This window comes from Ruegeria sp. YTSA105 (assembly GCF_059610225.1).
In genome coordinates this window covers 1-12,355 of the sequence record NZ_JBXWNE010000017.1, presented here as the reverse complement: position 1 = coordinate 12,355, position 12,355 = coordinate 1, and the positions used below count along the sequence as shown (strand labels likewise).

Below are 12,355 nucleotides of genomic sequence, written 5' to 3'. Positions count from 1 at the left end.
AGAGCGCCACGGATCCAATGGATCCAAACAAAAGAGTGGGCCGTTAGCTCAGTTGGTAGAGCAACTGACTTTTAATCAGTGGGTCGCAGGTTCGAATCCTGCACGGCTCACCACTTTTTACATAGCACCAACGCGTTACGCAGGATCAGATTGATACGAACGTATAACAACACCGCATGTGCGATGATCTGCCGAGGAGATCCGTGGCGATTGTAGCTGATCGGCGATGGCTTCTTCGATGTCACCTTCGTCCAATAACGGGTGTGAGAAACCAAACGGCAAGTTGACGAGACAAAGCCCTTCGAAGTGCGGAAATCACTTTACGTTCAAGTGGTTGCGATTTCTGCTGACCTCTGAAAGTAAATGGTGCCTCAAGAGGGACTCGAACCCCCGACCTTGTCCTTACGAAGGACCTGCTCTACCAGCTGAGCTATTGAGGCAAGCGAGGCTCGTTTAAACCCTCGTGCAGGTGCTTGCAAGCGGTGAAATCCCGGGTTTCATGACCTTAGAAGCACCTGTTTCCGCATTTCGTTATCACCGTTCTTTGAGGGTCCGGCGCGCACTGGAAATCGGAACCGGGTTGACTGCAGTTATATATTTCGATATTTCATGAAATATGGAAATTACAGCAACAGAACAACTGGCGACTTTGGGTCACCCGCAACGGCTTTCAGTGTTTCGCATGTTGATGCGACGCTTTCCTGACGCTGTCCCGGCCGGAGAGCTTGCCTTGGGGCTGGGGATCAAGCCCAACACATTATCGAACTATCTGAACGCGTTGCGACAGGCAGGGCTGGTCCGGCAGAATCGGTCTGGTACCTCTTTGCTCTACTCGATCGAGATGCAGAATGTGCAGCAGATGCTGGATTACCTACTGAACGATTGCTGCCGCGGACGCCCCGAAATCTGTATCCCGTCAGGCTGGGAAAGCGACAGATCAGCGGACCGAAAATATAACGTTCTTTTCCTGTGCGTTGGCAATTCCGCCCGTTCGATATTTGCTGAATCTATCCTTCGCGCGCTGGCGGGTGAGCGTTTCAACGCATATTCTGCGGGAACGCAGCCTTCATCCGGGCTCAACCCTATAGCGGTGCAGGTCCTTAAGGACAAAGGGCATGACGTTTCGGCTCTGCGCTCGAAACATATGTCAGAATTTGCCACCTCTGACGTGCCCGAGATGGATTTTGTCTTTACCGTCTGCAATCAGGCCGCGAATGAGGAATGCCCGGCCTGGGATGGCCAGCCGATCAGCGGTCACTGGGGCGTGGTCGACCCGGTCATGGCGACAGGCACGAAGGCTGAAAAAAGCCTGGCCTTCCAGAACGCCTATGGTTCGCTCAGGCGCAGGATCGAGGCCTTTACCTCGCTGCCGGTCGAAAGCCTCGACCGGATCGCCTTGCAATCTGCTGTCGACGATATTGCCAGAACATCTGACGAGGACATGACATGACAACCTACGCTGTGAATGGCCTTGGCCGGATGGGCAAGCTGGCCCTGAAACCACTATTGGAGAAAGGCGCAAAGATCGCCTGGATCAATGACGGGATCGGTGATCCTGAAATGCACGCACATTTGCTGGAATTTGATACGGTTCATGGACGCTGGGAAGCAGATTTTGACTATGACAAAGACAGCGTCACCATAGAGGGTATGCGCTTGCCGTTTGTCGGTACCCGCGACCTGAACGCGCTGCCACTGGATGGGGTCGACGTGGTGATTGACTGCACTGGCGCCTTCAAAACCGAGACCAAGCTGGCGCCATATTTTGATGCAGGCGTCAGGAAGGTTGTCGTCTCGGCACCGGTCAAGGATGGCCCGACCGCCAATATCGTGATGGGCGTGAACGAAGGCACATATGATCCGAGCGCGCATCACATCGTGACGGCTGCCTCTTGCACCACCAACTGCCTGGCGCCGGTGGTCAAGGTGATCCACGAAAATCTGGGCGTTCGGCACGGGTCGATGACCACGATCCATGATGTGACGAATACGCAGACCATCGTGGACCGACCCGCCAAAGACCTGCGCCGCGCGCGCTCGGCTCTGAATTCGCTGATCCCAACCACCACCGGCTCGGCCACGGCAATCACCTTGATCTACCCCGAGCTGACAGGCCGGTTGAACGGCCACGCGGTCCGGGTGCCGCTGCTGAATGCCTCGCTGACCGATTGCGTGTTCGAAGTGGAGCGGGAAACAACCGTCGAAGAGGTCAACGCGTTTTTCAAAGAAGCCGCCGATGGAGATTTGAAGGGTATTCTGGGTTATGAGACCCGCCCTCTGGTCTCGACAGACTATACCAATGACCCGCGCTCCTCGATCATCGATGCCCCGTCGACCATGGTGGTGAATGGCACACAGGTGAAGATCTACGCCTGGTATGACAATGAGATGGGATACGCGCACCGTCTGGTCGACGTCGCCCTGATGGTCGGAGCAGCCCTGTGACCCAGAAGCCCGAAGGGTTGTCCGCCTATATCGCGGTCACGGCGGCCTATTGGGCATTCATGCTGACCGACGGCGCACTCCGTATGCTGGTGCTGCTGCATTTTCATACGATGGGCTTCTCTCCGGTCCAGCTGGCTTATCTGTTTGTACTGTATGAAATCGCCGGCATCGGCACCAATCTGGCGGCGGGCTGGCTAGCGGCTCGGTTTGGGTTGACCTCGACACTTTATGCGGGGCTTGGCCTGCAGGTGGGGGCGCTGCTGTTGCTGACTCAACTAGACCCTAATTGGGCAATTCCTGCCAAAGTGGCCTTTGTCATGATCGTTCAGGGTGCCAGCGGCGTGGCCAAGGATCTGGCCAAGATGTCATCGAAATCCGCTGTGAAACTGCTGGCTCCGACCGAGGATGGTGGCCTGTTTCGTTGGGTGGCCCTTCTGACGGGGTCCAAGAATGCCGTAAAGGGGTTGGGCTTTTTGCTGGGCGCAGGTCTGTTGGCAACGTTTGGCTTTAACTGGGCTGTCCTGGCCATGGCCAGCGTTCTGGGCGTCATCTTGATTTCGGTGATTTTGTTCATGCCGCCGGGCCTGCCCAAAGGGCGTAAAGGCGCAAAATTCTCTGAGGTTTTTTCGAAATCCCCCAATATCAACTGGCTGTGCCTGTCCCGCATGTTTCTGTTTGGCGCGCGCGATGTGTGGTTTGTGGTCGGGATTCCGATCTATTTCTATGCGGTATTGTCCGACGGGTCCGAAACCGGGAACCGAGCGGCCTTTTTCATGATCGGGACATTCATGGCGGCCTGGATCATCCTATACGGCGCAGTTCAGGCCAGCGCCCCAAAGATCCTGCGCGCCTCTGACCGGTCCGAGCCCCAATTAATCCGCGCCGCACGCGATTGGGCCGTAACCCTGTTCTGCGTGCCTGCCGCCCTGACCGTCGCTGTGGCTTTGTCCTCGGGGCCCGCCACTTGGCTGACCATTACGCTGGTGATCGGCTTGCTGATCTTTGGAGTGATCTTTGCCGTGAACTCCTCGCTGCACTCCTATCTGATCCTGTCCTTATCTCAGGCCGAGCGGGTCACGATGGATGTCGGTTTCTATTACATGGCCAACGCGGCCGGCCGATTGCTGGGCACAGTGCTGTCTGGCCTCACTTACCAGATCGGTGGTTTGGCAATGGTTCTGGGAACAGCCGCAACAATGGTCGCTCTGTCCGCGATGGCCTCGGACAGGATGCAGGACCGTTTGGCGGTGGGTTAGCATTCTCACCAAGCTTGCTCGCGAATGCGGCATGGACGTCATTATATTTGCGGATGAATTCTGTGACGGGACAAGTGGAATTAGCCCCTACATGTTACGCTATCCGGTAGAAACGCTTTGTTGGCGATGCCGCAGGGCATTTCAGCGGATCCAATTTGTTGTTTCAAAATCTCAGTGGCACACTCGGGAAGCGCGCAATGCCACGCGTTCGAAAGCTCACTGAAGCAAAAGACTATTTTGATTGGTACCCAAGCAATAAGGCTTGCAGTGGTTCGTGGCCGACCGCTCAGTCTTAACAATCCGATATCACTGCCCAGAGGCATTTGACCTGGAAAGCCACCACTCGAGTTGCATGAGGTCCGAGCATCAGCATTCCTTGGTCGGGTAGAAGTTAATGTCACACCACCGTGGCTATTCTGCAGCGTTCGGAACCGTCGCTTCTGCGTACATTCCCTTCACACGTTCCTTTGTTGGATCGAAATGCGGGAATGGCACGATCTTGGCTTTCAACCGCTTTTGTTGGCCGTCCAGCTGCCCGATTTCGATGTCCGCTCCAACGATGGCATGGGTAACCGAAACCCGACCCAAAGCGATGACCTTGCTGAGGATGGGTGATTTCATCGCGCTGGTAATCTCTCCGACCTGCGCTTTCCCAACGCGCACGCAGTCACCGGGTGAGGGGACAGTACCCCCTTCGATCTCAAATCCAACCAGTTTGCGGTGTGGGTGGGCCTTGCGCTCCTCTATCGCCGCCCGCCCGATGAAGTCGTCGGTCTTTGATTTCAGCGGCACAGTAAAGCCGATGCCGGCCTCGAACGGATCGGTCTGATCGTCGAATTCTGACCCGGCAAAGATCAGACCGCCCTCGATCCGCAACATGTCCAATGCGGCCAGGCCCAGAGGCGCAATGCCATACCCTTGCCCCACCTCCCAGACACGATCAAAGATTTCGACGGCATCCTTGGGATGGCAGAAGATTTCATACCCAAGCTCTCCGGAATAGCCGGTCCGAGAAATTACAACAGAAGTCCCCTGCACATCACCAACCCGCGCGACCGAAAGCCGGAACCACGGCAGTTCGTCGATCGTTGGTTGCTGAGGCGGTGTCCAGAATATCTTGGAAAGTATGTCGCGGCTATGCCGCCCCTGAACTGCAATGTTGTGCAACTGGTCCGTAGAGTTGCGCACCCAGACATTCATATTGCGTTTGAGCGCCTGTTCCTGCAGCCACAACCCGCTGGTGTCATTCCCACCGATCCAGCGGAAGTTCGTCTCACCCAACCGGTAGACGGTGCCATCGTCGATCATACCGCCGTGCTCGTAGCACATGGCCGTATAAACGACCTGACCAACGCTCAGCTTTTTCATGTTGCGGGTCACGCAAAGCTGCATCAGTTCTTCGGCGTCAGGTCCCACGACTTCGTATTTGCGCAGCGGGCTGAGGTCCATGACAGCAACCTTGTCCCGGCAAGCCCAATATTCGGCAATCGCGCCATGATTGGTCATCGTGTTGGGCAGCCAATAGCCGTTATATTCGACGAAATCACGGGTGTGCCGTGCAAAGCAGTCGTGAAACGCAGTTTTCTTGGTTTCTTCCACATCCGCCTCCGCAGATTTTCTATAGCCGTAGGATCTTTTGAAATCCTCGGTCGCCTTGTAAGTTCGCACCTGAATATCGGTTGGATTCCAGCCATTTGCTGGATCAATGTCGCAGGGACAGCCGGTGCTGACGCAGACCAGATCGGTCAGCGCGCGCAACAAGACGAAGTCACCGGGGCGCGACCAGGGGTCGTCCATGCCAATGGCGTTGGTGTCGTCTAGCATCGTGTTGAAAAAGAAGTTGATCGCAGGCCAACCACCACGTGGTTTGATGCCATACTGATCCAAGTCTTTATTGATATTGTCCGAGCAGTTCACGTGGCCGGGGTAACCGAGATCTTCATAATACCGCGCCGTACAGGCAAGGCCAAACGTGTCATGGCGTCCGCACGTATCCTGTACGATCTCTATCAGCGGTTCCTGATCTACTGACCAATACTTCGAAAAAATCCCCGGTTTCGGATACAAGCTGCCCATCAGGCTACGCGTTGTTGTGGGATCAATCTCGCGTTCGATCCCCTGATCCAGTGCGCGGCGGCTGAATGCCTGAAAATCGGAACACTCTCGGCCACGAATATCGACGATCTGGATGAATTCACCGGCCTTCACTTCGTATGAGTGCGCATTTCCCGGCTGAATATTGAAATCCTTAAGCGGATCGGCCAGCGGATCGGGTGGTCCGACATCGGGCTTTTCCAATCCGGGCGCTGAGCGCTGGATGTACAAGATGATATCCGTAGGAGGGTTGTTGTCCTCGGGGCGCATAGCCTTGCCTGGTGCAGCGACAATCAAAAGACCATCGCTTTCCGCCACGAAATGCACCATGTCGCCCGGGCGTGAACCGCCAGCGAATGCCCGGATTGCGTCACCTTTTCCGATGTCGAAGCCCGCGATTTCCAATGCACGCAGAACTTTTTTGCCAGATGCTGATCCATTTGCGAGGGTTGCGATCAAACCTTCGGGCCGTCCATGCCCCTGTGTGCCCAGCATGGCTGCATCGGAGCTTCGGTCAGGAGAAAAGAAGACCATCTCAGCCGGTTGCATCCCATCGCGGTCCAGCAGCGTGATGGTATCGCCCTTGGACACCGGTACCGCGCGCGACCCCATTCCGGGGATCGGGTGGCGTTCCGTTCCATGCGGCAGGATCGGAAGGCCGGGGGCCAGAACCCCGCTGCGTTCGAATGGAACTTCGAAGACCGGCTTCACATTCATAGTGTGTTTTCCTGAATGGCTTCGGTTGCACCACGATGGGTAACCACCAAGAGGCATCCCGCCTCGGTTCGCGAATAGTGGCTGAACCCGGCAGCAAGGCTGACAAAATCGCCGCTGCGATATCGAAACCCGTCGTGGTCGGTCAGATCGCCCTCAAGCACAAAGAACTCTTCCGGCCCGTAATGGACATGAGGGTTCGAACGTGTGCCTGGCGCCATCTTCATCAGATAGCTGCCTTGTCCGGTTTCTTCATCGAAACTGATATTCTTCCACCAGACCTGCGCATCGGGCAGGCCGTCCATCCGCATCCGGACAAATCCGGGGTCATCGAAGCGGATAACGGTGCGTGCGCTCTGCTGTTGGGCCATCTTAGTCGAGCCCCAACCGCTTTTTGCGCTGATCAGCCCAGCTGCTGATCGCCATGTCGAAGGTAAGCGCCATCAGCGAGACATTCATGCCGAGCACAAAGTTCTTGCCCAGTTCGGTACCTGCCAGAGTTCGTTGAAGTTCTTGCCCCAGATCCTGCGTTCCAATGAAGGCCGCGATAATGACCATGAAGAAGGCGAACATGATGGCTTGATTAAACCCGACCGCCATAGTTGGCAGCGCCAGAGGGAACTGAACCGACATAAGTTTTTGCCGGCGGGTCGAGCCGGACATATCTGCTGCCTCGGTCATTTCCGGCGGCACGTTGCTGAGGCCAATAATAGTGTACCGGATCAGCGGGACGGCGGCGAAGATCAGAATCGAGAACACAACCGCGACATCATTGACCCCGAACAACATGATCGCAGGGATCAAGTAAATGAAGCTGGGGAAGGTTTGCGCAGTGTCGCAAGCCAGCAAAATGCTCTTGGACCAACGCGCGGACCGTGCTGCGACAACGCCCAGGGGGATGCCGATCATGGTTGCCAGCGCAACGGCCGAGATCACTGTATACAAAGTGATAACCGACCGATCCCACCAGCCCGAGAACGCGACAATCGTAAAGAAGACTGCTGCGTAGATGCCGGGCTTTCGGCCACCAACCCAATAAGCAAAGGAAACAACCAGCAGGATGAACGCGGGAGTTGGAATGGCGAGTAGCGTATTCCGGAATGGAATCAGAACCTTGACGTTCAGAAACCAGCGTAACCATTCGGTTGTCCCTTTGATCATGTCGATGGCCAGGAACGACTTGATAACCACGTCGATTTCTTTGCCCTGGCTGAGATGCTGCTTGCGGCCAATTTCGGCCAGGATCGGGAAGACCTGAGACAGCAGAGTGAACCCAACAAACAGACCCAGTGCGACCAGCGAAATCTGGTGGCGCTTCCACCACGGGGTGCCGCGTTCGAAGTGCACTGGCTGTTTGACGACCCAGGCCTTTGACATCCGATCCAACGTGACAGCCAGAAGGACGATGGTTACGCCAATCTCGAAAGAACGGCCCAGCTTGAAACTACCCATCATCGCCAGCAGTTTCGCGCCAAGACCGGGCATTCCGATAAAGGCGGTCAGAACAACCATCGCAAGACACAACATGATCACCTGATTGACGCCGACCAGAACCTCGGTCCGCGCGGCTGGAACGTAGACGTGGCGCAACATCTGCCATTTGGTACATCCAGACATCTGGCCTGCTTCGATCACTTCGGGGCTGACTTTTTTCAAGCCCAGAGTGGTCATCAGGATCATCGGCGGGATGGCAAAAGTAATTGTTGCGACGGCCCCAGCTGTCGGTCCGACCTTAAAAAAGATCACTGCTGGCAAGAGATACGTAAAGAAGGGCAGGGTTTGCAGCACGGACAGCATGGGTTTCAGCATCCGCTCGAACCAGCTGTATTTCCAGGCGGCGATGCCCAGTATCAAGCCCAAAAGAAACGCCAGCGGTGCGGCAACCACGATGACAGACATCGTCTGCATGGCGATCTTCCACTGCCCGATCGCGGCCGTCCAGATGAAGGTTCCCGCGCCTAATGCGGCCAGACGCCAACCACCTACGGCGTAGCCGACGACGGCTGCCACTGCGGCGATTGCGGACCATGGGATCGGACCTAGATTGGGCCAACGGCGCTTGCCTTCCAGAAGGTTCGCTGACGTATCCAGCAGGAACTCAAGCGGACCTTCGGCGATAAATCGTGTGACATAGATCAGGCCAAGATCATTTTGGATAAAGTAGAAGACTGCATCCAGAACCTGCGCCGTCGGCGGAATCGCGGCTTCGGGGATGCGGTTTAGCCATTCGGGAAGAACTCCGACAGCTTTGGCAACGATCAGCACGAAGGCGGCGGCCAGAAGTGTAGTCAGGACTCTGGTTTTTCCCCACGTCCCGTCTGAAGTGTCCGGTACTTCGGTGGACAGCGCCGCCATCATTCAGCTCCAAGCAGAACATTCAATGCGGCGTCACGTTCCAGAACACCGGTGACAACGCCATTGTCATCCGCCACCGGCAAAAGAATGCGGTTATCGTTGACAAGAACCCGCGCCAGTTCGTGAATGGTTGATCCACCATTGATTGGTGCGCCCTCCAAGGCATGACCGTTCACAGGTTTTGCCAGGCCTTTGGCATGTACGACCCGGGCCTTGTCGACATCTTCGGTAAACTTGGCCACGTACTCGGTGGCAGGGTTCATCACAATCTTGTCGGGGGTGTCACATTGTTCGACCGCGCCGTTGCGCATGATTGCAATCCGGTCTGCCAGACGTAGCGCTTCGTCAAAATCATGCGTGATGAAAACGATGGTTTTGCCCAGCATCTCTTGCAATCGCAGGAATTCATCCTGCATTTCGCGGCGGATCAGTGGATCAAGCGCCGAGAATGGCTCGTCCAGAAACCAGATATCGGGTTCAATGGCGAGCGACCGGGCGATTCCGACTCTTTGCTGTTGGCCGCCGCTCAATTCCCGTGGGAAGTATTCTTCCCGACCTTCAAGGCCCACCAACTTGATGACTTCCAGCGCGCGTTCGCGCCGATCATGACGATCTTGTCCGCGCATTTCCAACGGAAAGGCCACGTTGTCCAAAACCGTGCGATGTGGCAGCAGTCCGAAAGACTGAAACACCATGCCCATCTTGTTTCTGCGCAATTCAATCAGATCGCGCTCGCTCAGGCTCATGATGTCCTGACCGTCAATCTCAATCGTTCCGCCTGTAATGTCGTGCAGGCGCGAAAAACAACGTACCAGCGTCGACTTGCCTGACCCTGACAAACCCATGATGACCAGCATTTCGCCACGGCCAACCTCAATCGAGACATCCTTGACACCGGCGATATACCCATCTGCACGGATTTCATCAAAACCGCGGCCAGCGGGCATGGACTTCAGGTAGCTCTCTGGCGAGGGCCCAAACAGTTTCCATACATTTTTGGCTGAGATGACAGGCGCTGTGGCGGACATGGCTGCCTAACTTTCTTGTTGAGCGCGGCCTTGCATCGATCAGATGGTCAAGGCCGCGCCAGTTTCGGTGGATGTAGCCGGATTATGAGCTGCAGGAACTGATCCAAGGATCGACGACAGCGCGGTTGGCGTCCAGCCATTCTTCGGCGGCTTCTTCCGGTTCAAGCTCATCAGTATCGACCAGCTTCGCCATCTCAGCAATCTGCGGATTGGTGAAAGAAATCTCTGTCAGGGCGCAATACGCGGCCGGCCATTTGTCTTTCATACCATCCCAGGCTGCCTTTTTCAGGTAACCTTTGGCGGGGTTGCCGCAATCATACAACGCATTCGGGTTAGGACCCTTGGCTGGGTCTTTGTCGCATCCGTCTTCCCATGCTGGGAACTCAACGAACTCACCAGGCCAGACGGCTTCGGCAAAGTTTGGCGTCCAGTTAAAAACCAGTACCGGTGTTTTGTCGGCCTCAGCCGCGCCTATCTCGGCCCAAAGGGCTGCGGCGGAACCCGCATTGATCACGGTAAAGTTCAGATCAAGTGCTTCGGCGCGTTCTTTACCATGCTTCAACCAGTCAACTGGACCATCCAGATACCGACCCTTGTCGCCGGTTTCGGCTGTCGCGAACAGGTGTGCGCAGTCGTTCAATGCATTCCAATCTGGCAGGCCCGGGCAGGATTCCTTGGTCCACATGGGATACCACCAATCCTCACGTGTAACGGCGTCATGATCGCCTGCGTCATGCAGGCCACCTTTTTCCAATGCCGCCCTGTAGGACGCGCCAAACGCGCCTTCCCAGACTTCCATCTCCAACGCCACATCGCCCAGGCGCACCGATTCATAGACCGCCTGGCTGTCGGTGGTGACGTATTCGACGTTGTTGCCCATCTCTTCAAAGATCAGGCCGACAACGTTCGACATCACGATCTGGCTGGACCAATTGTGAATTGGGATCACGATCGGGTCGCTGCTGTCTTCTGCAGTCGCCCCTGTTCCCGCAACTGCTGCCAAAGTTGCAGCAGAAAGGAGGTTTGTAAGTTTCATGTTTGCTCCCTGAGTGATGTTCATTTTTTAGGTTGTGGACTCTTCCGGCCCCGAATTTGTGCATTCTGCGCAGAATCGCCCCAGACGCAGAACAGAAATTTGAGGGTCTTTGACCATAAATTCTTGAGGCTAACCCGACTTTTTGCTATCTTAACAATTAGTTGCCTGATCGATTGCCCGCAGATGAGGCCAAATGTTTTTCGATCGCTATAACGTCCAGTTCGGGAATCCGCTCTGAAATGCCAAAGAAAACTTCAGTCACAGGGAAAGTCCTTCCGCCGCTCGACTATTTGTTGGCGTTTGAAGCTGCCGCAAAGGCGCAGAGCTTTGCGCAGGCCAGTAAGGTTCTGAACATCTCTGAAACGGCGATCAGCCGCAAAGTGCGGTTGCTAGAGCAACACTATGATGTGCCGTTGTTTGTGCGAGGGCACCGATCTGTTTCGCTTACCCAACAAGGGGCCATCCTGCTGGCAACCGTGGAGAAGTCGCTGGACCTGATGCGGGATGTCAGCCGGGATATGCTGGCCAAACATCAGGCCAACACGGTATCGATCTCCGCCACCAACTCTGTCGCGTCTCTTTGGCTGATGCCGCAACTTCGCAAGTTCAACAAATCAAATGGCCGCATCCGTATTTCGCTGGTCTCTTCTGACAGCGACGCAGAGTGCCTGTCGGATTCGATGGACTTGACGATCCTGCGTGGAGATGGCGATTGGCCGGGATACGAGGCACAGCTTTTGTTCGGAGAAACCGTATTTCCGGTCTGCAGCCCAGAGTATCTCAAGAGCAACCCCAAAGCGGCAGATATATCTGCGCTGCCGGAACTGGACCTTATTGAAGTCGCCAGTGGTCATGCAGAGTGGATGACATGGCGCACTTGGTTCAGTGGCAATGGGGTATCGACGTCCTCGATGGAACAGGCAGTGGAGTTCAATACCTATCCGTTGTCAGTGCAAGCAGCTGTCGATGGACTGGGAATTGCATTGGGTTGGGCCCATCTTGTTGACCCATTGCTTGAAAGCGGCACCTTGGTCAGACCGGTTCAGGGCGCATCAGTGCGAACACAGTCCGGATACTACCTGTTAAAAAGGCCTCTTCACAAAGCTTTCCCAGAGCAGCGCATCGTTGAAGATTGGTTGCTTGGTCTCAGCGCGGGTCGGAAAAGATACGCCTGATCGCTGTGGCCAGCCTCTGTTTCCTAATGATGAATCGAGTAGCACTTTCAGGGAGTGTTAAACTCGCATATTGACCCTAGGGAATAAATATTTACTTTAAAGAAAAATATATGCGAATCTGGTTCGGCTCCTTGCCGTTCTGGTTGGAACACTATTGGCCTATTTTATGCAGGGAGACCGAAACCCAATGAGCTATAAATCTGACATCGAAATTGCGCGTGAGGCGAAGAAGAAGCCGATTCAGGAGATTGG

Annotated in this window: 9 protein-coding genes and 2 tRNA genes; 5 read left to right on the top strand and 6 right to left on the bottom strand. The window is 55.4% G+C overall.

The window, feature by feature from the left end; genetic code table 11:
• Positions 1-37 precede the first annotated feature (37 nt).
• Positions 38-113, top strand: a tRNA-Lys gene (locus AC2FH2_RS17355).
• Positions 114-364: 251 nt separating this feature from the next.
• On the opposite strand, the gene AC2FH2_RS17350 is transcribed toward AC2FH2_RS17355, so the two are convergent.
• Positions 365-440, bottom strand: a tRNA-Thr gene (locus tag AC2FH2_RS17350).
• 176 nt (positions 441-616) lie between these two features.
• On the opposite strand from AC2FH2_RS17350, the gene AC2FH2_RS17345 reads away from it, so the two are divergent.
• Genes AC2FH2_RS17345 through arsJ form a run of 3 tightly spaced genes read left to right on the top strand, consistent with a single transcriptional unit; the run spans position 617 to position 3,701 of the window.
• A complete protein-coding gene (locus AC2FH2_RS17345; RefSeq protein WP_496694614.1) occupies positions 617-1,450 on the top strand; it encodes an arsenate reductase/protein-tyrosine-phosphatase family protein in 834 nt (277 codons plus the stop codon).
• A complete protein-coding gene (locus tag AC2FH2_RS17340; RefSeq protein ID WP_496729643.1) occupies positions 1,447-2,445 on the top strand; it encodes an ArsJ-associated glyceraldehyde-3-phosphate dehydrogenase in 999 nt (332 codons plus the stop codon). Before AC2FH2_RS17345 ends, AC2FH2_RS17340 begins: the two co-directional genes overlap by 4 nt.
• On the top strand, positions 2,442-3,701 hold the full coding sequence (gene arsJ, locus AC2FH2_RS17335) for an organoarsenical effux MFS transporter ArsJ (RefSeq protein ID WP_496824568.1): 1,260 nt from the start codon (positions 2,442-2,444) through the stop codon (positions 3,699-3,701). Before AC2FH2_RS17340 ends, arsJ begins: the two co-directional genes overlap by 4 nt.
• A 411-nt stretch (positions 3,702-4,112) precedes the next feature.
• Here arsJ and AC2FH2_RS17330 read toward each other — a convergent pair whose 3' ends face one another.
• The 5 genes from AC2FH2_RS17330 to AC2FH2_RS17310 all read right to left on the bottom strand — a co-directional run bounded on the left by AC2FH2_RS17330 (position 4,113) and on the right by AC2FH2_RS17310 (position 10,928).
• Positions 4,113-6,512, bottom strand: coding sequence for a trimethylamine N-oxide demethylase (locus tag AC2FH2_RS17330; protein ID WP_496824566.1), 2,400 nt, complete (start codon positions 6,510-6,512; stop codon positions 4,113-4,115).
• On the bottom strand, positions 6,509-6,880 hold the full coding sequence (locus tag AC2FH2_RS17325) for a cupin domain-containing protein (protein ID WP_142640214.1): 372 nt from the start codon (positions 6,878-6,880) through the stop codon (positions 6,509-6,511). Before AC2FH2_RS17325 ends, AC2FH2_RS17330 begins: the two co-directional genes overlap by 4 nt.
• 1 nt (position 6,881) lies before the next feature.
• Positions 6,882-8,864, bottom strand: a complete 1,983-nt coding sequence (locus tag AC2FH2_RS17320) for an ABC transporter permease (RefSeq protein WP_496751131.1) — start codon at positions 8,862-8,864, stop codon at positions 6,882-6,884.
• On the bottom strand, positions 8,864-9,892 hold the full coding sequence (locus AC2FH2_RS17315) for a quaternary amine ABC transporter ATP-binding protein (RefSeq protein WP_496714204.1): 1,029 nt from the start codon (positions 9,890-9,892) through the stop codon (positions 8,864-8,866). Before AC2FH2_RS17315 ends, AC2FH2_RS17320 begins: the two co-directional genes overlap by 1 nt.
• Before the next feature lie 82 nt (positions 9,893-9,974).
• Positions 9,975-10,928 (bottom strand): ABC transporter substrate-binding protein, encoded by a 954-nt coding sequence (locus AC2FH2_RS17310; RefSeq protein WP_271951752.1) that lies wholly within the window; start codon positions 10,926-10,928, stop codon positions 9,975-9,977.
• Between the two features lie 239 nt (positions 10,929-11,167).
• On the opposite strand from AC2FH2_RS17310, the gene AC2FH2_RS17305 reads away from it, so the two are divergent.
• Positions 11,168-12,103, top strand: a complete 936-nt coding sequence (locus tag AC2FH2_RS17305) for a LysR substrate-binding domain-containing protein (protein WP_142640206.1) — start codon at positions 11,168-11,170, stop codon at positions 12,101-12,103.
• Positions 12,104-12,355: the final 252 nt, after the last annotated feature.